Source organism: Paenibacillus sp. LHD-38 (assembly GCF_031157315.1).
Classification (GTDB): domain Bacteria; phylum Bacillota; class Bacilli; order Paenibacillales; family Paenibacillaceae; genus Pristimantibacillus.
Genome location: NZ_JAVIFU010000008.1, coordinates 34982 through 61370 on the forward strand (window position 1 = coordinate 34982; position 26389 = coordinate 61370).

Genomic DNA, 26389 nt, shown 5'->3' on the forward strand with positions numbered 1-26389 from the left:
CTATAGTAAGGTCCATCTCTACAAAGATGGCTCCAATCCATGGAGTCGTCTTTTTTTATGCCCGTTTTTGACCTCGAACTCCTCCTCCTCTTTATGATGAGTACCAAAAACTTTGAAAGTACGAACCCGAGCATTGTGAAATAAGTGTGGATTTCTTTTTGATATATTGTAAATGCAGCAGCAATTCAGAGTGCTTTCAACTAGCTCAGGCTGGAGCGGGAGAGCAGAAAAAACGAATTCGGGGGTTGGCCGTGAATAAAAATTGGATCTTTTACACCGTGATGTTCTTGCTTCTCATTGTAACGACAGGCGCGGCGGCAGTGTTCTCTTATTCTGAGGAAGAAACCGCTGATGCGGTATCATACAAGCTTGCAGATGCGGAGCGGCGGGCAGGCGGCATTCTTCTAAGCGCCGACAGCATGAGTGTGGATAAGGCGAACGCAATTATCCTTCCCGAATGGAAGGGGCGGAAGCAAATTGCGGAGTGGAAGGAAGGCGAGACGCTTGAATGGTCCATCGATGTGACAGAGCAAGCCGATTATGAGCTGTCACTCGGCTATTATCCGCTGAAAGGAAACGGACAGCCGATCGAGTTTTTGCTTTACGTAGACGGAAAACCGATATCCGATCCCTACGCGCCCTTCGAGCTTAACCGCCTGTATTACGACGAGCCAGGCAAGCTCAAGAGGAGCGGAGGGAACGAGCTTCGTCCAAAGCAGCTTGAAGGAGAGGTTTGGCTCGATACGATAGTGGCGGCAGCAGGAGAGATGGAGGACGGCCCGCTGCAGCTCTCGCTTACAAAGGGCAAGCATGTCATAAGGCTTGAGAATGTGAGAGAAAGCGCAGCCGTTGATTACATCAGGCTGGAAAAAGCAGTGACGGCGAAGGCTTATGAAAACTATAAAGCATCGCAGGCAGCAGAGGCTTCCAAAAGCGGCGACGAGGCTTTCATTACGATTCAAGCGGAGCATGCCTATGCCAAATCGGATTCCGGCTTGTTCCCAACGACGGATCGGACATCGCCGCTCACGACGCCTTACAGCCCGACCCTGCTTCGAATCAATACGATCGGGGGCAGCAACTGGGATGTTCCAGGCCAGTGGATCAGCTATAAATTCGATGTGCCGGCGGACGGATGGTATAAAATAGGAGCCCGTTATCATCAGAACGAAGTGAAAGGCTCCTTCGTATCAAGGAAGCTTGCGCTTGACGGTCAAGTGCCTTTTCAGGAAATGAAAGCGGTTCGTTTTCCTTATGCATTAAAATGGGACATTTTGGAGCTGGGAGAAGAAACGGGCGAGCCGTATCAGTTCTACCTCACGAAGGGTGAGCATGAGCTGAAGCTGGAGGTTACGCTTGGCGATGTCGCGCCAGCAGTGCAAAGTGTTCAGCAAATGGTATATGACCTCAATCAGATTTACCGAAAGATCGTGATGATTACAGGCGTTAATCCAGACGTTTACCGCGATTACGAAATTGAGAAAAGCGTGCCGGGTCTTATCCAGCAGTTCCAGAAACTTTCGGCCCAAATGACGGAGGAAGCCGCCAAGCTGGATGAAATGTCGGGTCAGGCTAACGCAGGATCCAGAACATTGAAATTGCTGGCGCTTCAGCTTAACGGATTTATCGATCGGCCGGACCAAATACCGAAGCGATTGGAAAATTACAAAACAAATATCACGGCACTGGCAGATTGGATGCTCAGCGCAATGAAGCAGCCGCTAGAGCTTGATTATTTGTATCTGGCTTCCTTAAATCATGAACAGCCAAAGGCAGAGGCTGGTTTGTTCGCGCAGGGCGTACATGAAATCCGGGCGTTTGCGGGATCATTTTTTCAAAATTACGATTCCATGGAAGGCAACGAGCAGGCGGATCGCTCCATACAGGTATGGACCGGACTTGGCCGTGACCAAGCCTACGTACTCAAGCGCTTAATCGATGAGTCGTTTATTCCTGAAAGCGGAATTAGCGTCAATTTGAATCTGGTGGGCACATCGCTCGTGACCGCGGTCATGGCGGGTGAAGGGCCGGATGTCAATCTCTTTACGAGCCGCGGCGATACGATGAATCTAGCTGTTCGCGGCGCGTTAACGCCGCTCGACCAGTACGGTGAGTTCGCAGCCATGAAGCAGGAATATATGGACACGGCATTCATTCCTTATCAATACAAAGGAAGCACCTTCGCCATTCCGGATGATCAGGAGTTTTTCATGCTGTTTTACCGGAAGGATGTTTTACAAGAGCTTGGCATCGAGCCTCCGCAAACTTGGGAGGAGCTGCTGAAGATTGCGCCGGTATTGCAGAACAACAACATGCAGATTGGCTTGCCTTACGAGAACCTGGATGCCTTTCAACTGCTGACAAAGGGAATCGGAGCGCTCAATCTGTTCCCGACGCTTCTTATGCAAAACGGCAGCGGCATCTATAACGCGAAGGAAGATGGTACTCGCTTCGATGAGCCTGAGGCCTATAACGCTTTCAAGCAATGGACGGATTTCTACAACCTCTATGATTATCCGCTTTATAAGGATGATTTCAACCGGTTCCGTACCGGAGAGATGCCGATTGTTGTCTCAACCTATAAGCTTTACACCCGCTTAGCTGCGGCAGCGCCTGAAATTACGGGGACATGGGACATGGTTCCGATCCCAGGCAAGCAGCGCAAGGACGGAACGATTGATCGCTCGACAGGCGCAACCGGAACGGCATCGATTATTTTGAAGGATGCCAAAAAAAAAGAAGATGCGTGGGCTTTCCTTCAATGGTTCAATCGACCGGAAATTCAAAGCCAGTTCGTCAGCGAGCTGGAAAATGAAATGGGTGTGCTCGGAAGAAGGGTGCCGGCGAATCTTATCTCGTTCGAATCGACGAATTGGAGCCGGGCCGAGCAAGCAAAGCTTACCGAGCAATGGAAGCAGGTTAATGAAATTCCTGAGCTGCCGGGCGGCTACTATACGTCAAGAAACATCGATAACGCGTTCCGTGAGGTCGTGTTCCAGATGGGCAACGCCAGAGAAAGCCTCTTCTATTGGAACAAAGACATTAACGAAGAAATTAAACGAAAAAGGTATGAATTCGGGGTGGAGCAATGAAAAAATCGATAACCCAAACGATCGGCAGACATAAGGAAAGCTACTTGCTGATGACGCCGTACATGATTTTCTTTTTGCTCTTTACCATCCTTCCCGTCGTGCTGTCGATCGTGCTTGGATTTACTTATTACAACATGATCGAGCCGCCGCGTTTCATTGGCTGGTACAACTATATCCGGCTTTTCCTGGATGATGATATCTTTATCGTCTCTGTCAAAAATACGTTGTTTTTTGCTTTCGTCACCGGACCAGTGAGTTATATGCTCAGCTTTTTGGTCGCTTGGATGATTAATGATTTATCCAAAACGCTGCGCTCCATTGCGACGACCGTGTTTTATATCCCGACCATTATCGGAATCTCGGTGTTCCCGATGTGGCGGCTTATTTTCAGCCCGGATGCTTACGGTTATTTGAATGGCATGCTTATGGGACTCGGAATTATAAGTGATCCGGTCGCTTGGCTGCTGGATAAAGAGTACATTTTGCTTATTCTGATCGTCGTGCAGCTGTGGATGAGCCTAGGGATCAGCTTTCTGGCCTTTGTCGCAGGACTGCAAACTGTGGATCGCAGCTTATATGAAGCGGGTGTTATGGACGGGATCAAAAACAGGTTCCAAGAGCTGTGGTATATCACATTGCCATCCATGATTCCGCAGCTGATTTTTGGAGCAGTTATGCAAATTGTTATTTCCTTTAGCGTAGCAGACGTTTCCATTCAGCTTGCCGGTTTCCCGAGTACGGAATATGCCGGTGAGACCTTGGTTACCCACATCATGGATTACGGCAGCATCCGTTACGAGATGGGTTATGCATCCGCAATGGCAGTCGTCTTGTTCTTTATGATGGTATTCACGAACCGGCTCGTGACGAAAATATTGCAGAAGGTCGGAATTTGATCGCAGGAGGACATCCATGTTCACGATAACTACCAAAAAATCCGGCATAAAAGCAAGACGCTCGCTTGCCGGCAACATCGCGATATTCGGATTCGTGGCGCTTCTCGGTCTATTCTCAGCGTTTCCGTTTATCTTCGCGGTCATTACATCGTTGAAGCCGATTGACGAGCTGCTTCAATTTCCGCCTCGCTTGATTGTAATGAGGCCTACACTCAATAACTTTACGGATTTATTCCAGCTGGCCTCCAATATGTGGGTTCCGCTGTCACGGTACATTTTCAACACGGCGCTTATTTCCATCGTGGGAACGGTGCTGCATGTGCTGTTCGCGGCGATGGCGGCATACCCGCTTGCGAAGCATAAGTTTCCAGGCAAAAACCTATTGTTCTCGATCATCGTGATGGCGCTTATGTTCGTGCCTCAGGTGACGTTCATCCCGCAGTTCGTTCTCATGTCTGAGATGAATATCGTGAACACGTACGCGGCATTGATTCTGCCGTGGATCGGGGCTTCACTAGGGCTTTTCTTAATGAAGCAATTTATCGAGCAGCTGCCTGACGCTATCTTGGAGGCAGCGCGGATTGACGGCGCAAGCGAATATAAAACCTTTTTCTCGATTATTTGGCCCAATTCGACGCCTGCCATTATGACGGTCGTTATCTTTCAATTTATTAATCTGTGGAACTACGCGCCGAAGGAGCTTATCTTTGGGGAATCGCTCAAGGTGTTCCGGATGGCGCTCGAGCAAATCGTAGCAGGCGACCCTATAGCAAGGATGGGGGCAGGCTCCGCAGCTGCCGTCATTCTGATGATCCCGCCGATTATCGTATTTGTTTTGCTGCAGCGGAAGGTTGTAGAAACAATGACCTTTGCGGGGATCAAATGATGGAGGTTAGAGGTGGAGTCATGAAAATGAAATGGATGCTGGCTGCAGTGCTGCTTCTCCCCATTTTGGCCGCAGCGCCGTTAACGGTCTCGGCGGAAGCGCCTTACCAGTCCTACGTGTACAACGAATGGGATAAATCGAAAGCGGCTCCAGCGAGCTATTTGCCGGAACGCACCTACACAGGAAATCAGCTCGGAGCGGGAGCCTTCAGCGATCCTCAGGATCTATTCGTGGATAAGAGCGGTGCTATCTATATCGCGGACACAGGCAACAAACGAATCGTAAAGCTGAATGAACGTTTTGAAACGGTAGAGATTATCGACAAGCTCAGCGATAACGGCAAAGAAATGACGCTGGCAGCCCCAATGGGACTTTTCGTTACCGATGAAGGCACGATGTATATCGCGGACAAGGATAACGGCCGTATTATTCGGGCTGGCGCCGATCGCAAGGTAGAGCTGATCATCGAGAAGCCTGCCGACCCGCTTATTCCCGAAGGCTTCCAATTCAAGCCGACGAAAGTGGCGGTGGATAACGCGGGACGCATCTATGTGCTGTCGGAAGGACAGTTTTACGGATTGATGCAGTTTAACAGCAAAGGTCAATTTACGGGTTATTTCGGAAGCAACCGGGTAGAGGTCACGCCGGCCGTCGTGCTGGAGACTTTCTGGAAAAACCTGCTTTCGAAGGAACAGCGCTCGGCGATGATGAAGCTGCTGCCAATCGAGTATTCGAATCTTGACGTGGGGGCTGACAACTTTGTCTACACTACGACGATTATTTCCAAAAACTCGCGGGAAGAAATCAAAAAGCTGAATCCGCTCGGCAACAATGTGCTGATGGGACAGGAGGGCGGAGCCGATTTCGGCGATAAGGAGTTTTCATTCAAGCAGGGCGTGAAGCAGGATACCTCGTTCGTTGACTTAAGCATCGATGCGGAAGGCTTCATCGCAGGGCTGGACCGGACAAGAGGACGGATCTTCGAATACGATTCGGAGGGCAATCCGATTGCGGTATTCGGATCGCTCGGCAATCAAAAGGGAACCTTCCTACAGCCTTCAGCCGTTACTTACTGGAAAGGCGAGGTGCTTGTGCTCGATACGGCAAAGCGTAATATAACGAGGTTTGCGCTTTCCGAATACGGGAGTCTCGTGCGCCAAGCGACTGTGCTTTATAACCAAGGCTTGTACGAGGAAGCAGCCGTGATTTGGAAGTCGGTTGCAAAAAGAAATGCCAATAACAGCATTGCTTACGTGGGTATTGCCAAGGCGCTGGAAAAGGAAGGCAGCTACGATGAGGCGCTTGCCTATTACCGGCAAGGAACGGATCGATCAGGCTACTCAGATACCTTTGGCCAAATCCGGATGCAAACCGTACGTAACAATTTACCGGTTATCATGACTGTCTTTATCCTCGCAATAGCCGGCTACTACGGCTATAAAGCCATTGCGGCAGCAAGGAACAAGAGACGAAAGGAGGTCACAAGGTGAGCGCATCGGCGGCATCTCAGACACCGAAGAAATTGAATCCTTTTAGCTCCTTGCTTCATCCGTTCGACAGCTTTTATGCCATCAAGGAGGAGGGCAAGGGCTCGCTGCTTGTTTCGGTATTCATTGTTCTTGTTTTCTTTATCGCTACGATCTTCAAGCGGCAAAGCACCGGTTATACGTTCAACCTGGCTGATCTCAGTGCGTTGAATGTGTGGCTGATCGCAGCAAAAACGATTGTGCTTTATGCCCTATGGGTGGCTGGGAATTGGGCGGTTGCCACTTGGATGGACGGCGAGGGAAAAGCCAAGCAAATTGCAGTCGTCAGTGCATATGCAAGTATTCCTTACGTTGCGGCGGTCATCTTCACCACGCTGCTCAGCAGAGTGCTTGTTCAAGAGGAAGGCATGTTTCTTGGCTACATGACAACGATTGCCATGATTTGGAGCGCCGTGCTTATGTATATCGGCCTGCTGACCATACATGACTATGGTGCGGTCAAGACGCTGCAGTCCGTTGCACTGACATTTGCTGCAATGGGAATTGTGATCTTCCTGGCGGTATTGTTTTATACGCTGTTCCAGCAGGTGTATGTGTTCATTTATACGATTTATAACGAAATGCTGTTCCGCTTATGAGGCAGAACATTGATCGGAAAGGGGAGGGCAGCTTGAGATTACGAATATGGACAGCCTTCATGACGGCAATGCTGCTTATTATCGCTTCAACGAGCGGAATTAAGGTTAATTCCGCAGCGGGCACGGCAGTAAAAGCAGCACAAAACGGTGATTTCCAGCGTGTTGCGGACAGCGGCAGACTCACGCTTGATTATAATCCGAACACGGCTGAAATCATGGTGACGGATAAGGAGTCAGGTGCCCTTTGGCGGAGTAACCCGATTGACCGGGACTCGGATAAGCTCGCCAAGGGTGCCAAAAAAATGGATTTATCCGCGCAGCTGCTGATTGATTACGTGGATGACTTGAACAAGCCGTTTCAGCTAAACAGCTTTACAGGCAGCGTCAAGGAAAAACAGCCGAATTGGAGCAAGGTGCAGGGCGGCATTGAGGTCATTTATGAATTTCCGAAAGCAGGCTTTACCGTGCCGGTCCGTTACACGCTTTCAGGCGATGGTTTATCGGCAGCCATACTGACGGAAGGCATTAAGCAGCAGGATAAATTCAAGCTCGTTAACATCAGCCTGCTGCCGTTCTTCGGGGCGGCGGGCAGCACGGACGAAGGATATATGTTCGTGCCAGACGGCAGTGGCGCGCTGATCAATCTCAATAACAACAAAAGCAGCTACAAAAGCTATAACGAGAGAGTATACGGAGGAGATCAGGCGCTCGATTATTCGAGCAAAACCGATCAGAAGGAAGCGATTCGCCTTCCGGTGTTCGGAATGAATAAGGAAACGTCTGCATTTATCGCCGTCATTCATCAAGGGGCTTACCAAGCGGGCATTACAGCGGAAGTAAGCGGCAAAAACAATACGTATAACAGCATTTTCAGTTATTTGAATCTGATCGAGTTCGAAACCAATCTGCTGCTTGAAGGCACCTTAAACGAGAAGCAGGTAACGCGGGCTTCGCAGTCAATGACAGGCGGCATTGATTATGAGGTGAAATACTTTTTCCTTCATGACGCCGATGCCGACTACGCAGGAATGGCAAGCAGGTACCGCAGTTATTTACAGGATGAGCAGGGCGTAAAGCCCAATGAATCCAAAACTGCAGCTGACGGCAAATCGCTGCCAATGCTTGTTGACTTTGTCGGCGGCGTGAAGAAAAAAGCGACTTTTCTCGGCATTCCTTACAACACAGTAGAAGTGCTTACCTCGTTTAAGGATGCTGGCCAGGCGGCAAACCGCTTGCTTGATGACGGGTTTGCAAACTTAGCGCTGCGGCTTGAAGGCTGGACGGCAGGGGGAGCAAAGGGGGAGGTTCCCGTATCGCTTAATGCGGATGGAAGGCTTGGCGGAAACAAAGCCTTCAAGAAGCTGGCGAAGGAGCTGGAGTCGAAGGGCGTAGCTTTTTATCCGACTGCCGATCCCGTCAAATTGTATGAAGGCGGAAACGGCTTCAGCAGGTTCTCGGATACCGCAAAGGGAATCAGCCGGGCGCCGGCACTGAAATATGATTACCGCTTGAGCGACCAGGTGAAAAACAAGGATTTAAAGCGTTGGTACTTGCTGAAGCCAACTTCGGTTAATGAGGCCATTGACCGCTTTACCGCAGCCGCGGCAAAGGCAGGCTTGAAGCATGTATCCTTACAATCTGTCGGCTCGTTTATTTACTCGGATTTCCGGCGCGACAGCCAGCCGAAGAACATGACCGGCACCATCTGGGAAAGCGGACTGCAGAAGGGGCAAAGCAATCTCGGCGGCCTCATGTTCGATCAGCCGAATGCATACACGTTCCCATATGCGCAAAGCTTGTCGGATGTCCCTTTATTCGCAAGCGGCTTTGACACGGAAGATGAGGAAGTACCGTTCTACAGCATCGCGCTGAGCGGACTATTGCCTGCTTACAGCGAGCCTATTAATCTCTCAAGCATGCCGCAGCGTTATTTGCTGAAATTAATAGAAACGGGAACTTTCCCGGCCTATAAGTTTATTGCAAGGGATTCCTCGCTGCTAAGCCATACCGAATACGATTCGCTTTACAGTGCTGATTTTAATTTGCTTTACGAGGATATGAAGGAGCAATACGATCGTTTGAACGAAGCGCTTGGCGGCCTGACGGGTCTTGCGATTACGGACCATGAGAAGCTGCAAGAAGGCGTATACCGCACAACGTTCGAGAACGGCAAGACAGCCGTCGTCAATTACAACAATGAGATGGCTGCCGTTGGCGCTGAGAGCATTCCGGCGCTAGGCTACCTCATCCGTTAGGGGGTGAACGCATGATTAGACAACTACGAGCTTTGCCATATACGAAGAAAAAAGAGCTTTATGGCTTTTTATTCGTACTGCCTTGGATTCTAGGCTTTATCTTGTTTTTCGCAAAGCCGCTGTTCACGTCGCTCGTCTTTTCGTTTCAAAACATGGAGATGACACCCGAGGGACTGCGCGGCGTGTTCATTGGCTGGGACAATTTCGAGTACGCCTTATTTAAAGACCCGGCCTTCATTAGAGAAGCGACCAATTCCTTTATCAACATGCTATACGGCGTTCCGCTGATTTTGGTTTACAGCCTATTCGTGGCCGTGCTCCTCAAAAACAAGTTTCGAGGCAGAGGGTTCATGCGGGCGGTGTCTTTCCTTCCCGTCATTATCGCCTCGGGCGTGCTGATGCAAATTTTGAAGGAGGATGTATTCTCTCAAGGCATGCGCGGCGGAGCGGAAAGCGTTTATTTGTTCACGGGAGCAGGCATTAACGGCATTCTCCAGGAGCTTGGACTCGGGGCGCAGCTTATTGAAATTTTCAATAACGTCATCGCTCGAATCTTTGACCTAACCTGGCGATCGGGCGTGCAGGTGCTGCTCTTCCTTGCCGGTCTCCATGCCATACCCGGCTTTTTGTACGAAGCTTCATCCATTGAAGGCGCAAGGCCTTGGGAGCAGTTTTGGAAAATAACGCTGCCGATGCTTACGCCGATGATGCTGCTGAACATCGTGTACACCATTATCGATACGTTTACGGATTATGGAAACAGCGTCATTCTGATGATTTACAATACGGCTTTCTCGCAGGTTAGATTCGGTTACAGCAGTGCGCTGGCGTGGCTGTATTGCGTATTAATCGCCGTATTTCTAGGCGCTGTCTACTTGCTGCTCAAGAAACGCATCGTCTACATGCAGGATTAACGGAAAGCGGGGAACTCGACTTGAATGCAATCATTCAGAAAAAACAGCTGAAACGGGCAAGGAAGACCTTGTCTTCGATCATACGTTTCTCACTTCTGGCGGCGCTGGCGTATCAGCTGCTTTATCCGCTCTTGTATATGCTCAGCATGGCGCTCCGCCGTCCAGAGGAGGCAATGGATCCAAGCGTGATCTGGGTGCCGAAGACGTTTACGCTGAGCAACTTTACGGATGCGCTGCGGGTAATGGACTTCTGGGATGCGCTCCAAAACAGCTTGATTATCGGGATCGGCTGCGGGCTTCTGGACGTGCTGTCCTGCGCCTTCGTCGCATACGGCTTTGCGAGATTCAAGTTTCCTTTCTCGGGAACCCTGTTCACGCTCGTTATTTTGACGCTGGTCGTGCCGGTGCAAACCATTATTTTACCGCTGTATGCCGACATGAAATACTTTGATGCTTTTGGCTTGATGAAGCTGACGTCGATGGTGACGGGCGGGCCGGATTCGATCAGTCTCGTGGGCAGCTACTGGGCATTCTTCCTGCCATCGATGCTTGGTATGGGACTTCGCTCAGGCTTGTACATCTTTATTTTCAGGCAGTTCTTCAAAGGTATGCCGAATGAACTTGAGGATGCGGCCTACATGGATGGCTGCGGGCCTTTCAAAACCTTCTTTACCGTCATGCTTCCCAATGCGAAAAATGCCATCATCACGGTATTCCTATTCTCCTTCGTATGGCATTGGAACGAATTCTATATGTCCAATCTGCTGCTGGGCAACTTAAAGAAAAACTTTGCGATTGCGCTCTCTTCCCTTCGGGTAGATCTTCAAGCCGTCGTCAATGTGCAGACGATCAGCGACCCGCTTGTTGTGGTGACACGGATTCAAGCAGGCGCATTGCTCGCGATATTGCCGCTGTTTATTCTTTATTTGGTTACGCAGCGATATTTCACGGACAGTATCGAGCATGTCGCGATTAAATAGGGCATGGACGATTAGAGAACTTCTCATGAAGGGAGGCGAGGCCCGGATTTCAGAGTCAAGCGCAAGAGGAACCGCCGATTCATAAGGGTGTCATGTAGGTACACAAATGAACTTAAATTAGGGGAGGCTTTTTTAAAATGGTCAAAAATATGAAATCATTCGCGATGATGCTGGCTGCTGTTGTTATGCTCGTTACCGTAATGGCGGGCTGCTCGGGCAATAACGGCGGCAATAACAAAACAAACGAAGGCGCTGCAAACAGCGGCGGCAACAAGCCGGAAGCAACGGAAGAGACAAAGGAAGAAGCACCTAAGCTTGAAAACGGCAATATTACGATTCTTTATCATACCTCCAAAGAGCAATATGACGAGAACAAAGCGGCAAATCCTGCTGCCTTTGACGCTGTATGGGAAACGGTTGCACAGTTCGAACAAGCATACGGCGGCAAAGTTAATGTTATCGCGGTGCCATGGGGCGACCAAAAGTCAACGCTGATCTCGATGGTTAACGCAGGGGACCAAGTGGACGTCGCGCAGGCGAACGATCAAAACTTCCCGGTGTATCCTTTGAAAAAGATCGTACAGCCGCTTGATCAATACATGGATCTGTCGGATCCATTCTGGAACTCTTCCGTAACGAAAGCATTCTCTTTTGGCGGCAAGCCTTATGCGGCTGGTGTCGGCGCTGCTCCGATCGTGATTTACTACAACAAAACGCTGTTTGACAATAACGGCGTAAAAACGCCGGGCGAACTGTACAAAGAGGGCAATTGGACTTGGGATACTTTCCGTTCCACTGCGCTTGAGCTTACGCAGGATACAGACGGCGACGGCAAGAGCGACCAATACGGCTTCGGCTGGTGGGATGCCGGCTATGCGCTGATGGTGGCTTCAAACGGTGTAACTAATCTTTCTTATAATGAAGACGGCTCGATCACTACGAATTACGAGTCCGATAACATGAAGGAAGCTATGCAATTTACGCAGGATGCTCTTCTGAAAGACAAATACATCGATAAAGACAAGGAAGGCGACTATTTTAACGCAGAATTCAAAAACGGCAAGCTTGCTATGACGGCAGAATACGGCTTTGGCGGCTTTACGGTATTCAAAAGCGATTATGAGCTTGATTTCGTTCCGGTACCGACTGGACCTAAAGGCACAAAGGATGTTGGCCCAGGCGGAATGTCAGGCTGGTCGATCCCGACGGTATCGAAAAACCCGCAGGGCGCTGCTGTATTTATTAAAATGATGTCCGAAAACGAGCTTAAAGTAGCAACAGAAAACAACGTGAAGCAATTTGGTCAAGAAAAAGTTGATCAAATGAACGAGCTTGGCACAAAAATTCTATTTGCTCCAATCGGCGTCGAGAAGTATTGGGATGCTAACACGGCTGCTTTGACAGGTATCAAGGACGGCACGCCGGTAGGCACATTTGCCGCTACTGCCAAAGCCATGCTGGAAGAAGGCATCAAAATAACGCTGACTCAATAAATAGCCCATTACCTATCCGCCGTCATGCATGCATGGCGGCGGGTATAGTTATAGGCACTTAGACAGGAGGAGAAATGTATTATTAAAAAGCTATCACGAACGGCCCGTCTGGCCGTAATGGGTCTAGCAGCCGCAGCAATGGTGAGTGCATGCAGCAATGGAAATACGGAGGATCCTGGTGAAGCAGCGGCTCCAAGCGCAACTGCAGCAGCAGATCCAGCCGTAACGGCAGCCCCTGCGGATGAGATGAAGCAGGCAGAGGATCGTCTGTTTTGGAAACCGGCTGAGGGCTGGGTAGGCGATGTCATGCCATTTAGCGATAATGGCCAGATTCATCTGTTTTATTTGCAGGATTGGCGCGACGGCGCCCCAGGCTTCCATCCTTGGCACCAGGCTTCGACCGCCAATTTGACCGACTATGCATACGCGGGGGAGTCTATCCCGTTTGGCCAAGAGGCTGACCAGGACTTGGCGCTTGGCACAGGCAGCGTGATAAAAGCGGGCGATACGTACCATGCGTTTTATACTGGACATAATTGGAAGTTTCCCGATCAAGGAAAGCCGAAGGAAGCGGTTATGCACGCGGTCAGCAAAGATTTGAAAAGCTGGACGAAGGTTCCGGAGGATACCTTTTATGCACCGGAAGGTTATGAGAAAGACGATTTTAGAGATCCCTTTGTATTGTATAACGAGGAGAAAGGCGAGTACTGGCTGCTGCTGAGCGCAAGGAAGGAAGGCACAGGCGGCGTCATTGCTTTGTTTGCTTCGAAGGACCTGAGCAAGTGGGAGGTTCGCGAGCCGCTCTCCGTCGAGGCAGCGTCTTCTTTCTTTATGCTGGAATGTGCGGATATTTTCCAAATGAATGGAAAATGGGTGCTTGTGTTCTCCGAGTTCAGCGACAAGAAGTCGACGCATTACCGGATCAGCGATTCACTGAACGGACCATGGGTAAAACCCGAGAAGGATGTATTCGACGGCCGGGCGTTTTATGCAGCCAAAACAGGCAGCCTGGGCGAGCGCCGCTTCCTGTTCGGATGGGTGCCGACGCGCCAGCTGGAGAAGGATTATATGAAATGGGACTGGGCAGGCAATATGGTTGCGCATGAAATGGTTATCGGCGAGGGCGGCGCGCTAGGCGTTAAGGTGCCGGATGAGGTGGACCGTTTATTGTCTAAGACGTCTCCGTTAGGAGAAGCAAGGCAGCTTGGGTCGGTAACGAATAAGGATAATGAGTATGTGCTGGACGGCGCAGCGGGCGTCAGCGGCATTATTTTCGATAAAATGCCGCAAACGGCAAAAATTACAGGCAGCGTGCGATTTGATGAAAAGGTTACTTACAGCGGACTTGTAACGGGTGTCGGCGAGGAGCCGGAGAAGGCTTACGGCATCCAGCTGGAGCCGGGCAAGGATCGCATACGCTATGACGCGGCCGGCGGGGAGACGCTTTCCTCATTGGAGCCTGATGTGCAGGTGCCGATTGCGTTCGAGCCAAACGTCGATTATCCGTTTACGATTGTAATCGAGAATGATGTAGCGGTCTTTTATATTGGAGACTCCGCTTTAACGACAAGAATTTATAAAATGCCGGGCCAAGCATGGGGCTGGTACTCGCGAGGCGGAAAAACAACGCTAACGAACCTTGCCGCAGCGATTCGAGCGGATTAAACCTATTTTTATTGGAGGGAAAAGCGTGACGGAGCTATACAAGGAGCGGTTTCGGCCGCAATTCCACCTCACACCGCCAAACGGACCGATGAGCGATCCGAACGGCATGGTATTTTTTGAAGGCATCTATCATCAGTTTTACCAGTTTACTGGAAGATGGGGGCATGCGGTCAGCCGTGATCTCATTCACTGGGAGCATTTGCCGCTTGCGCTTGTTTCGGATGAGCTTGGCGATATATGGTCAGGCTGCTGTGTCGTAGACAAACAGGATACAAGCGGATTGTTTGGCGGTGAAGCAGGGCTAGTTGCCTTGTTCACTCATTACAAGGAGGGCTTGCAATCCCAAAGCCTCGCTTACAGCTCTGATCATGGAACGAGCTGGACCAAATATGCCGGCAATCCGGTTATTCCGAATCCAGGCATCCGCGACTTTCGCGATCCGAACGTGTTCTGGCATGAGCTGAGCGGCAAATGGGTGATGGTGGTGTCCGTGGACAAAAGAGTCTATTTTTATTCGTCCAGCAACTTGACGGCGTGGCATTTCGAGAGCGAGTTCGGCGAAGGCCAAGGCTCACAAGCTGCGGTGTGGGAATGCCCCGATCTGTTCTGCCTTCCGGTAGACAGGGATGCTGACCGCTTGAAATGGGTGCTGCATGTCAGCATTGGCGACAACAAAGAAACAGATGGCTCCACTGCGCAATATTTTATTGGGGAGTTCGACGGACAACGCTTTATAAATGATGATGCGGCAGGCGAGCATATCCGCTGGACCGATTATGGCCAAGATTTTTATGCGGCGGTGACTTATTCTGATATGCCGGAGGAGGACGGCCGCAGCGTTTGGCTTGGCTGGACATCGAACTGGAAATATCCGTTTGCTGGACCGACGGAGCCGTGGAAGGGCGGAATGTCGGTGCCTCGCACGCTGGAGCTTCGGACAGATTACGAGGGGGTAATCGGGCTATGCCAGAAGCCCATTGCTGAACTCAAGCGATTACGAACAGATGCGCTTCGATTTGCCTTCGTAGAAGCATCCGATCAGGTTGTGAAGCTTGACTTCCAGGGCGCTTCTTTCGAGCTGGTAGCGGAAATGGAGTGGAAGGACGCCGAGTCCTTCGGCATTCGCGTGCTTTGCTCGCAGTCAGGATCGGAGTCGGCGGCCTTCGGGTATGAAACGGCTGGGCAGACGGTTTTTGTGGACCGGATGAATGCCGGGCGGAATGATTTTATTAATCGTGAGGGTGAGCCTTTTGATTTTGGCAAACGATTTACCGCCCCTTACAAGGCAGCGAATAATCGAATAACCTTTCATGCATTTGTAGATGAATCGGTGATTGAATTGTTTGTTGGCAACGGGGAGAAGGTTTTTACGGTTTTGGTATACCCGGCGCCCGGCAGCCATGGCCTCGAATTATTTGCGAGCGGCGGCTCCGCCGTATTCCGGAGCGTTGACGTCTATCGATTGAAATCCATTTGGCACAAATAAAAATAGCAAGCAAGGATAGGTGAGTGGGATGAAAAATACGATAAGCAAGCATGATGGACACCAGGCTTTTATTGCGCAAGCAGAAAAAGCATGGAGAGAGAATGCGAATAAACTGGATGGGAAGTACCGGCTCCACTATCATATGATGCCGCCGGCGGGCTGGATGAATGATCCGAACGGGATGATATATTTTGACGGCCATTATCATTTGTTCTATCAGCATGATCCCTATCAGGCGAAGCAAGGGCCGATGCACTGGGGTCACGCCAGAAGCAAGGACCTGGTCCGCTGGGAGCATTTGCCGGTTGCTCTCGCTCCATCCGAGGATTACGACATAGGCGGCAATGCCGGACAGGGCTGTTGGTCTGGGAGCGCGGTAGACAACAACGGCGTCTTGACACTCGTCTATACCGGTCATGTCGACGGTAAAACGCCGGAAGAAGTGCAATGCCTTGCGACCAGTATCGATGGTGTAACTTTCCATAAGCATACCGCTAATCCCGTAATCGGCGATTCGCCGGATGCCGAGCGGTTCGGATTTCGCGACCCGAAGGTATGGAAGCACGGGGAGAAGTGGTACATGATTGTCGGTTATGGCAAAGACGGGCTCGGCAAAGGCATTATTTACACATCGGCAGATCTGATCAGCTGGGACTACCAAGGGGCGGCGGCAGAAAGCGACGGCACAATGGGTGATATGTGGGAATGCCCGGATCTATTTCCGATAGGATCGGATCAACAGCATGTGCTGCTTATTTCTCCAATGAACGTTGCGCCGGTCAAAAACTTGTATCTTGCTGGGACTTTTAATTATGACAGCTGTCGTTTTGAGCAGAAGCATGCGGCGCAAATCGATTACGGCTTCGATTTCTATGCGCCGCAAACGCTGCTTGACGATAAAGGCAGAAGAATTATGATCGCTTGGATGAACATTTGGGGAGCAACGATGCCGGAGCAAGCCCATGGCTGGCTTGGCGGGATGACATTGCCGCGCGAGCTGACGCTTGCGGACGACGGCACGCTGCGCAGCCACCCGGTACCGGAGCTCGCTGCGCTGCGCGGACAGCATACGGCTGCTGCCGATGTCGCATTAGCGGACAATAATTTTGTAACGATAGACGCTGTTCATGGCGATTCCGTAGAATTGGATATTGTTTATGATCTGGCCGTCACTGATGCGTCAGAGGTAGGCGTTCGTGTCCGCTGCTCGGAGGATGGTTCTGGCTATACGGAAATTCGTTACTCTATTACGGAACAGAAAATCTATATGGACCGCAATCTAGGCGGTGAGGGTGACGGCGGAGTCAGTGAAGCGCCGCTGCTCAAACAGGCGGACGGACGGCTGCGGATAAGGCTATTCCTCGATCGTTCCTCGATCGAGTTGTTTGCCGGCGAGGGAAGAATTGCAATAACCAATCGGGTTTACCCGAATCCGAAGGACTTAGGAATTTCCTTTTTCGCTCGAGGCGGAACGGCAAAGCTGGAGACATTGGATGCATGGGAGTTGAACTCGATTTGGTAACGAATGATAAAGCTATGACAAGCAAAGGCTTGGATGTTGTTGCGCTTGGCGAGCTGCTGATCGATTTCACGCCGCATGGCGTATCCGAGCAGGGGCAGCCGCTATTTGAACGAAATCCGGGCGGTGCGCCTGCGAATGTGCTGGCTGCTTTAGCCAAGCTGGAACTTGCGACTTCGTTCATCGGAGCGGTAGGCGAGGATGCTTTTGGCCGTTATTTGAAGGATGTGCTGGAGCAATGCGGCATTGGCACGGAGGGGCTGCTGCTCACATTGGAAGCCAAAACGACGCTTGCTTTCGTTCATTTGGACGCGGACGGTGACCGTTCCTTCTCCTTCTACCGTCAACCGGGTGCCGACCATATGCTGCATGAGGAGGATATAAACCGCGGGCTGATCGATTCGGCTAGAGTCTTTCACTACGGCTCGATCTCAATGACTCATGAGCCATCTCGGACAGCAACCCTAAGTACAGCCGCTTATGCGAGAAGCAAAGGACTGCTCATCTCTTATGATCCGAATTTGCGCTTGTCGTTATGGGAGAACGAAGCTGCGGCGAAGGATCGGATATTGGAAGGGCTTCAATATGCGAATGTGGTAAAGCTGTCGGAGGAGGAGCTTCTGTTCTTAACGGGAACTCGTGATCTTGAGACGGGAACCAAGCAGCTGGCAGAGCAATTTCCATCCATGTTCTTGCTGCTTGTCACGCTTGGCGCGGAAGGAAGCTATTGCCGGGCAGGCGAGGCAACCGCTTCGCATGCGGGTTATCTGGTCGAAGTCAAGGATACGACAGGAGCGGGGGATGCCTTCTTCGCAGGCATTCTTTACACTCTGCTGACCGAACGCGCAGCTGCTCGAAACGTTTGGACGCAGGCACAGCTGGAGTCGATGCTCGCGTTCGCCAACGCAATGGGCGCGCTCGCCGCGACGGGTAAGGGAGCTATCCCTTCGATGCCGACGCTTGAAGCGATTGCGTCCCTCGCGGGCGCTTCTGCAAGATAGATTAGGTTCGATTCAGTGGACGGAAGATGAATGTTAAGCCTGACGATGCCGATGCTTGGAGCGATTGCGCCCCTCGCGGGCGCTTCTGCAAGATAGATTAGGTTCGCTTCAGTGGAACGAAGATGAACTTTAATTCTGACGATGCCGATTCTTGGAGCGATTACGTCACTCATGTTCGTATGTGGTTAGATAAGTCTCTCAGGAAACGAGGATGAACGGCAATAAGAGCGATGTCGCGCTTATTGCTCTTCATCGAGCGTTAGCGAATGCGTAGTTCCCTTATTTTTCGTTTCCTTTAGAAAGCGCTTACCTTCGGCTCGTAAGAGTGATCTTTCTTTTTTCGATGATGTAGATGAAATAACAGGAAATATTCCTGCTAATTGGACGCTGCATGCGGCGTTGTTTCAATTAACAGGATTTTCTCCAGCTAATACCAATCCGAATGCTTGAAAATGGCTGTTAGCTAGAAATTAACGGGATATTTTCCATTTAAATGCCGTTTGCGACCTAAAGCGGCGGATTTAGCAGGAGTTTTTACCGTTAATTTTATTTTCAGATACCTGGCTAAGAGAATGCATTGCAGCGGACGCTCCGCATGGGCTGCGTCAACGGCAACGGATCATCATATCTAAATTATTCGTTTATATAAAATATAGGAGGTTCATAGATGCGTATTAATAGAATAGGTGTATTACTATTAACGATTTCGCTGGTATGGTCATTGCTTCTTCCGATGCATGGCGCCGAGCATGTATATGCCGCGGAAGCTGCACCCGTGATGAAAAAGATGCAGGGCTATACGCCCATTACCGGGAGCTGGATGCCGGAGGGAAATGCTGCGGTTAACGGGAGCAGCAGAGCTGACGCCAATGCTTTCTTCATGTCATCGACCGGAGTCGGCTCGTATTTTGAGTACGAGGCAACCATAACGGTCGATCAAAACACGCCGTATGGCGTGGGCTCGCTCGTGTTTCGATCGAATGCGGATGGCAGTAAAGGATATGTCGTAAGCCTGGATCCCAATATGGATAAGATTAGATTATTCGATTGGGCGACCAATCAAGATATAGGTCAGCCCTATGCGCTTGCGCTGGAGCCGGGTACGCCATATCATGTCAAAGTTAGCGGGGATGGCTTGAGCCTTCGCGTTAACGTGGATGATCAACTCGCGCTGGATGTTCAGAGTGCTTCTTATTCAAGCGGGAATGTCGGCCTGCATATTTATAACGGAAATGTACGGTTTACGGAGGTTAGCACGCGTGAGATCGATACGAATATCTCGGGTTGGAGCACCACCGGCGGACAGTGGACGATGTCGTCACAAGGCTTGGCAGCGGCTGCTCCTGAAAATGAGAACGCTTACGCGATTGCCTCGACGAACGGGGATGATCTAACCTATGAGGCGGATATTCTCATTCGTGACCGCTATGCCGTAGCAGCGATGCTGATTCGCTCGAATGCGAACGGTTCGCAGGCTTATGCGCTGCAGGTAGATCCGAATGCAGGACGCATACGCCTGATCGATACGAACGGTGATCGGGAGCTTGGGGTGAGCACGACGGAGCTTGAGGTCGGTGCGGTTTACCATGTTCGCATTAAGGCCGAGCAGTCGAGGCTGGAGGTTTATTTTGGCGGCGGGTACGCACCGAAAATAGCAGTTACAGACCATGCTTATCCGGCAGGACAGGTTGGTTTGCAGCTCTACAATGGAGCAGCCGTATTTCAGAATATGACAGTCAGCGCCTTTAGGACGAATATGGGTGGATGGTCAGCGGCTGCCGGAGCTTGGACTCCGCACTTAGAAGGGCTGAAAGGTGTTAGCGCGGGGACGGGGACGTTGTCGCGTCTATCTGCAAGCGCAGCTTCAGATTTGGTGCTCGAAGGCGATGTTACGGTTGCAAGTGCTGCCGGAGCAGCAGGTCTTCTCTTCCGTTCGAATGCAGGCGGGACTTCCGGCTACGTGGCGGAGATCAATGCGGCAGCGAATCAGATCCGCTTGCTGCGGGCAAACGATAGAAGCGTCATTGCGAGCTCGCCGCTGGCCGTACAAATCGGCAAAAGCTATCATATTGAGGCCGCGGCGAGCGGGGCTGACATTAAGATCTATTTGGAGGCTTTTGCGGAGCCGTCGCTGTCCGTGCAAAACAATGAATTTATAAGCGGGACGTCCGGCTTGGAAGTGACGGACGGGACTGCCTATTTCCAAAATATTTATATGACCGACAAAGTGGATTATCAAGCGGAGCTGTATCGTCCGCAGTACCATTTTACACAACCGCGAGGCTGGGCAAGCGATCCTAACGGACTCGTATTTTTCCAAGGAGAATATCATCTCTTCCATCAGGACGGCGGGCAATGGGCGCATGCGGTAAGCACGGATCTCGTTCATTGGAAGCTGCTGCCGATCGCAATCGAATGGAATGAGATGGGACATGCTTGGTCTGGTTCGGCAGTTGCGGATACCGCAAACAAATCCGGTTTGTTTAACGGCGTGGCGGGTGGCGGACTAATCGCTTACTATACTTCATTTAACCCGGATAAATGGAACGGCAATCAGAAAATCGGGGTGGCCTACAGCAGCGATAAAGGCCGCACATGGTCTTTCTATGAGGACAACCCGGTAATTGAAAACATTGGCGGCGCAGGAGCGGGCTGGGATTTCCGCGATCCAAAGGTCGTATGGGACGAAGAGCATAATCAATGGGTAATGGTCGTATCGGGCGGCGATCATATACGCTTTTTCACCTCTGTGAACTTGCTTGATTGGACGCCGATCGATTCATTCGGCTACGGCGCTTACGTTCATAACGGCGGCGTATGGGAATGCCCGGACTTCTTTCCGTTAGTCGTTGACGGCGTGAAGAAATGGGTGCTGATGATCAGCACAGGCGCACGGGCGGAGACGAATGGCTCGGATGCGGAATATTTTGTCGGCAGCTTCGATGGACAGCGTTTTACAAGCGACAATACGCCGGAGACGGTATTGCGTCATGAAAGCGGCAGAGATATGTATGCCGCTATGACTTTCGCTGATATGCCGGACGGACGACGGGTAGAAATCGGCTGGATGTCGAACTGGGATTATCCTTTTGCCTTCCCGACCTCACCATGGAAAGGCCAAATGTCTGTTCCTCGCGAGCTGAAGCTCAAACTAAATGATAACGGAGACATACGTCTCGTTCAGCAGCCCATCGAGGAGCTGGAAACGCTCCGAGGCGACGTACTTTCCTGGAGCAATGAAGTGATCACGCCGGCAAGCGGAAATTTGCTTTCAGGCGTGACGGGAACAGCCTATGAAATCGTGGCAGAGCTGGAGCTGCCAGATGAACAGGCCGCTGCGGAATTTGGTTTTGGTGTCCGGGAGCTTGGCGGCGAGCAGACCGTTATTGGTTATCAAACTGGCTCCAATAACCTGTTCGTCGATCGGTCGGCGGCAGGGCGGAATGATTTTACACAGCTGTTTCGTCCGGTACAGGGGGCTAATCTTACTTTAGATGCAGACCGCCGGATCCAACTGCGGATTTTCGTTGACGAGTCCTCGGTTGAAGTATTCGGCCAAGACGGATCGGCTGTTATATCGAGTTTGATTTTCCCGGGAGCAGCAAGGGATGGCATGAGCTTCTACGCTAAAGGCGGGAATATAAAGGTGATTTCGATGGACGTATATCCGCTGAAATCCATTTGGCGGGAGGAAGCAAGCAGCAGCCAAGCGGCTGGGAATATCGTAATGGACACCCGCGCTCTGGAGCTTGCAGTCGGCCAGACTCATCGTCTTTATGCTTCGGTGCTTCCGCATTCAGCAGCCGATAAAGCTGTAACATGGAGCACTAGCAACGCTGCTGTTGCCGGCATATCCGGTACCGATTCACGCAGCGTTTCTGTGACCGCGGCCGGTGAGGGCAGAGCGATACTAACGGCATCGACGCCGGATGGAGGCATAATCGGCCAAACGGTTGTTACTGTAGGCAAGCTGCAAACCAATCTCACAGGTTGGCAGTCCGCATCCAAAGGAGAATGGTTTACGACTGCGGACGGGATATCCGGCAGGTTCGATAAAGATTCCAATTATATGTCGGAGGTGAGCGCCCGCAATTTCACTTACGAGGCTGATTTGAAGCTTGATTCTGCCGGCGGCGCAGCCTCCATGCTGTTCCGAGCCAATGCGGACGGTTCAAGCGGCTATTATTTCAACGTCGACCCCAATATGAAGGCTGTGCGGCTATTTCATAAGGATAATGGGGCGTTTCAGGACGATCAGCTGGTGGCCAAGGTGCCGATCTACATGTCGCCCGGAAAAACCTACCGCATCAAAATCGTTGCGAGCGGATCGAATATCAAAATTTATTTTGACGGCAGCAGTGAGCCGATCATCGACGTAAATGACGTGACCTTTGCCAGGGGCTATTTTGGCTTAAACGTATTCGGCGGGAAAGCTTCCTATCAGAACGTCATTGCAACAGCTGCGGAACCATTGCAGGAAAAGGTCTATAAAATCGTAAATCCGAGCAGCGGTAAGGTGCTGGAGGCTGATAACGGAACGAACGGCGCCCGCGTGAGGATTCAAACGGATTCGGGCGCTGATAGCCAGAAGTGGTATGTGGAAGAAGCGGCTGACGGCACCTTCACGATACGCGGAGCCTATAGCGGGAAAGCGCTTGACGCTTCGGGATCGGATAACGGCTCGCATCTGCAAATATGGCGAAACTTCGGCTTCGGCAATCAATGCTGGACTATGCCTGAGAATGAGGATGGCACCATTGGCATCGTAGCCGTTAACAGCGGGAAGGGACTGGATGTGGACAGCGGCAGTACCGAAGCCGGCACGGCTGTTCAGCTATGGGAGCGAAATGCGTTTGCCGCGCAAAAATGGAGTCTTGTGGAGCTGGTTCCACCCTCAGGCGGCGATGAAGGCAGTGAAGCAGAAGGCTCCGGAGACGGAGGAAGCAGCAATCCGGATGATGGGAACGGCGGCGAGAGCGGAGGCAATTCGGGTGAGGGGAGCTCTGGGAATGGAACGGGATCACCAAATCCAAGCGCTTCTGGCAGCGGAGCAATTACGATGCTAATGGATGGACAGGCAGAGTCCTTTGCCACGGCTAAGACCGAACAAACCGCGGAAGGCAGCCTGACTACGATCGTAGTGGATACGGGCAAGCTTAAGCTTTTGCTTGGGGCTGGGCAAAACCATAACCTGGCTATTAAAGCTGTTACGGCGGATAAGGTTCGCTTAGAGGGTTTAACCGCGGCGGTAATGGAATTACTTAGCAGCAGCGGTTCTACTTTAACCCTTCATACGGCTTACGGCATAATTCCGCTGGAAGCAAGCAAGGATTGGAAGAAAGCATTAGCTTCATTCGGCAGCGAGGTTTCTAGCGATGACATTAAAGTCAGCTTCAGATTTGGCAAAGCTTCAGAGCAAATTCAGAAGCTTACGAAAGCTGCCGCGGCCAAAGGCGGTTATACCTTGCTGCTGTCCGACCCTATTCTTGCTGTGATGTCGCTTAGCTATGGCGATTTGAGCATGGATATTTCCAGCGAGGGGAAAACCGTTAAATATTTGGCGCTGCCCTCGAAAATGGATCCTGCCAAGCTGGCTACTGCGGCGGCTGTTTATGCAGACGGTTCCATCAATCATCTGCCGACGGTGATCGAGCGGATCGGCCAAACCGATTATGCGAGAGTAATCGATTGGAATAATAGCTCGATGTACACGCTCATTGCTAACGCCCCATCGTTTTTTGATACAGACGGCCACTGGGCAAAGGAAGCGATCGACAGCCTTTCTTCGCGTCTTATTCTAACGGGATCGGAAGCACATGTGTTCTCGCCTAAACGGAATCTCACTCGCTCCGAGTTTGGCGCTATTCTCGTCCGGTCGCTCGGTCTTATGCAGCCTGTTGAAGGAGGCAGTCGATTCTTGGATGTAAAGGAAAGCATGTGGGACCATGATGCGATCGTCATTGCTGCGGATAAGGGCTTGATAAGCGGCTATGAGGACGGTAGTTTTCGCGGAAGCACAAGTATGACGAGGGAGCAGGGCATGGTCATGCAGGCAAATGCGCTTAATCAAATCTTAGGGGAGACGTACATTCCCCTAACTGCCGCTGAGGAGGCCGAAATACTTGAGCATTATGAAGACGGCGAAGCCGCTTCCGCTTGGGCGCGGCCATCCATTGCCTATTTGATTAAGGCCGGTATTGTGAAAGGCGATGCGAATATGCAGATTCTGCCTAAGCATTCCCTTTCGAGAGCACAAGCGGCAACCATCATTCATAACCTGCTGAAGCAAGTATCGTATATTTAAATCATAGGGCTCTTTGTCTCGGTCAATGCTCACGTTGATGGGACGGGGGCTCTTTTCTATTTTGCCGGATGCAGTAATACGCAGCGATCTAAGAGACGAAGCCGTATTCTTCAAAGCTGTATTGCAAACCGCATCCGGTAACGAAGCACGTTTGGCTTATCTCGCTTGCCAATCGCGTTTATATTATAATAATAGCAACTAATGAATGAAAAAAAGGGGCTGCTTATGGAACAGGTAACGGTTGTCTGCAGCATATGGATCTCCGCCATGCCGGAGCGGGTATGGCAAGCGGTAACGGAAGGGGAACAGCTTACCCTGTGGTATTCCCCGGGCTCACCTTGGGAAATTAAAGAACTAAAGGAAGGAGAAATCGTTTACTTCCATCATTCGCCCAATAAATATCATTCGGGGTCTGAGGTTGTTACCATGCAGGCGGTGATTGAGTCACTCGACAGCTGTCGGCGTTTTGCGCTTCGTTGGGATCTGGGCGTGCTGGAGCCAGCCATGATTACCACATTTCTCCTTGCTGCTGAGAAGGATGGTACGCAAGTAACAATAACCGAGACGGGATATGAGTCCGATGATCAGACCAAGCCGACTAAGGAAGGTTATGCGATGTCGCTGGAGAACCTAAAGGCGCTTATCGAAGGCAGAAGCTTGCCTTATTGAGGTTAGATCATGAGGAGGTTTTTAGATTGTCGCGGATAGGCCTAATTAGCGCTATAAACCGTTATCCGGTGAAGTCATTTGCCGGGGAGGGCTTGGATGCATGCCAAATAGATACATACGGATTAAAAGGCGACCGCTGCCACGCTTTTTTTGACGAAACAAAGGAAGGCTGGGATAGCTTCTTCACAGCAAGGGATATTCCGGCCATGCTTTCTTACAAAGCGAAACTTGTTGACGAGAACGCGAAATCGGATGATGCTCAACTAAAAATAACCTCTCCGGAGGGCAGGAATTTTGGCTGGGACGATGATTTGCTAACCGAAATGCAGCGGTATTCCAAGAAGAAGATGCTGATGCGAAGCTATCAAACACAAAGTCCGGATCTTAAAGCCGTGGATGAGGGCAGCATCCTCATCATCATCGATACAAGCTTGCGGAAGCTTGAAGCCCTATGGGGGAAGCCGTTAGATGAGCGCCGTTTTCGAGCAAATATTGTCGTGAAAGTGGACGAAAGCGGTTTTAGCGAAAAGGATTGGATAGGGAAACGGCTCTCCGTAGGCAGCGCTCAATTGCATGTGGACAAATACTGTGACCGATGCTCGATGGTTACGCTGGATCCGGACACCCTTGAACGCGATGGATCCTTATTGCGAAAAATCAATGAAGAGATGAGATTAAACTTCGGGGTATACGCATCCGTCGAGAAAACGGGCGTTATCCATGCGGGGGATCAGGTACATCTTATGGATAGATAGGGTTTGGAACAGAGGTTAGGCTAGCTTGTTGCAAGGTTATGAAGTAAGTATCAGAAAGCCCTCATTTTGTTAACAGATGAGGGCTTTTCGACGTTCAAACATATTAGCGTAAAATTACAAAAAATACCTGTTATTTGTAAATACACAGGGGTAGGGGGACTTGTATGCTGATTACAAGCGCATTGCTTTTCAAAAAAATGTTCGCACTTTCATTTCAGAGCGAAGGGGGGCCTTATATGAAGAAATATAGATGAGCTGTCCGTTTCGCAAACCTATCTGCATGCGGATAAATCTGACTAGGCAGCATATTTACCAACTCTAGCAAGTTATAAAAAAGAGGAGATTATAA

Annotated in this window: 16 protein-coding genes; all 16 read left to right on the plus strand. The window is 50.8% G+C overall.

Annotated features, from left to right (window positions below):
• The first annotated feature begins 251 nt into the window (after positions 1-251).
• The 16 genes from RCO25_RS08920 to RCO25_RS08995 all read left to right on the plus strand — a co-directional run bounded on the left by RCO25_RS08920 (position 252) and on the right by RCO25_RS08995 (position 26040).
• Entirely contained in the window at positions 252-3092 is a 2841-nt protein-coding gene (locus RCO25_RS08920) for an extracellular solute-binding protein (RefSeq protein ID WP_308995796.1), read from the plus strand.
• Complete coding sequence (locus tag RCO25_RS08925) at positions 3089-3988, plus strand: carbohydrate ABC transporter permease (protein WP_308995797.1); 900 nt, start codon at positions 3089-3091, stop codon at positions 3986-3988. Before RCO25_RS08920 ends, RCO25_RS08925 begins: the two co-directional genes overlap by 4 nt.
• Before the next feature lie 16 nt (positions 3989-4004).
• On the plus strand, positions 4005-4874 hold the full coding sequence (locus tag RCO25_RS08930; RefSeq protein WP_308995798.1) for a carbohydrate ABC transporter permease: 870 nt from the start codon (positions 4005-4007) through the stop codon (positions 4872-4874).
• 20 nt (positions 4875-4894) lie between these two features.
• Positions 4895-6364 (plus strand): hypothetical protein, encoded by a 1470-nt coding sequence (locus tag RCO25_RS08935; protein ID WP_308995799.1) that lies wholly within the window; start codon positions 4895-4897, stop codon positions 6362-6364.
• Positions 6361-6999, plus strand: a complete 639-nt coding sequence (locus RCO25_RS08940) for a Yip1 family protein (RefSeq protein WP_308995800.1) — start codon at positions 6361-6363, stop codon at positions 6997-6999. The genes RCO25_RS08935 and RCO25_RS08940 overlap by 4 nt, the downstream gene beginning before the upstream one ends.
• Before the next feature lie 32 nt (positions 7000-7031).
• On the plus strand, positions 7032-9254 hold the full coding sequence (locus RCO25_RS08945; protein ID WP_308995801.1) for a DUF5696 domain-containing protein: 2223 nt from the start codon (positions 7032-7034) through the stop codon (positions 9252-9254).
• An 11-nt stretch (positions 9255-9265) separates the two neighbouring features.
• Positions 9266-10168 carry a carbohydrate ABC transporter permease gene (locus tag RCO25_RS08950; RefSeq protein ID WP_308995802.1) on the plus strand — a complete coding sequence of 301 codons (903 nt, stop codon included), beginning with the start codon at positions 9266-9268 and terminating at the stop codon, positions 10166-10168.
• A 20-nt stretch (positions 10169-10188) separates the two neighbouring features.
• The gene (locus RCO25_RS08955) at positions 10189-11148 is read left to right on the plus strand and encodes a carbohydrate ABC transporter permease (RefSeq protein WP_308995803.1); all 960 of its coding nucleotides are present in this window, start codon (positions 10189-10191) and stop codon (positions 11146-11148) included.
• Positions 11149-11285: 137 nt separating this feature from the next.
• Complete coding sequence (locus tag RCO25_RS08960) at positions 11286-12641, plus strand: ABC transporter substrate-binding protein (protein WP_308995804.1); 1356 nt, start codon at positions 11286-11288, stop codon at positions 12639-12641.
• A 138-nt stretch (positions 12642-12779) separates the two neighbouring features.
• Positions 12780-14306, plus strand: coding sequence for a family 43 glycosylhydrolase (locus RCO25_RS08965; RefSeq protein ID WP_308995805.1), 1527 nt, complete (start codon positions 12780-12782; stop codon positions 14304-14306).
• 25 nt (positions 14307-14331) lie between these two features.
• On the plus strand, positions 14332-15792 hold the full coding sequence (locus tag RCO25_RS08970) for a glycoside hydrolase family 32 protein (protein WP_308995806.1): 1461 nt from the start codon (positions 14332-14334) through the stop codon (positions 15790-15792).
• A gap of 28 nt (positions 15793-15820) precedes the next feature.
• Positions 15821-17314 (plus strand): glycoside hydrolase family 32 protein, encoded by a 1494-nt coding sequence (locus RCO25_RS08975; protein WP_308995807.1) that lies wholly within the window; start codon positions 15821-15823, stop codon positions 17312-17314.
• Entirely contained in the window at positions 17290-18312 is a 1023-nt protein-coding gene (locus RCO25_RS08980) for a PfkB family carbohydrate kinase (protein ID WP_308995808.1), read from the plus strand. The genes RCO25_RS08975 and RCO25_RS08980 overlap by 25 nt, the downstream gene beginning before the upstream one ends.
• A gap of 667 nt (positions 18313-18979) precedes the next feature.
• Entirely contained in the window at positions 18980-24616 is a 5637-nt protein-coding gene (locus tag RCO25_RS08985) for a GH32 C-terminal domain-containing protein (RefSeq protein WP_308995809.1), read from the plus strand.
• A 225-nt stretch (positions 24617-24841) separates the two neighbouring features.
• Positions 24842-25285: an SRPBCC domain-containing protein gene (locus RCO25_RS08990; protein WP_308995810.1), complete on the plus strand. Its 444-nt coding sequence runs from the start codon at positions 24842-24844 to the stop codon at positions 25283-25285.
• 26 nt (positions 25286-25311) lie between these two features.
• On the plus strand, positions 25312-26040 hold the full coding sequence (locus RCO25_RS08995; RefSeq protein ID WP_308995811.1) for an MOSC domain-containing protein: 729 nt from the start codon (positions 25312-25314) through the stop codon (positions 26038-26040).
• Positions 26041-26389 lie beyond the last annotated feature (349 nt).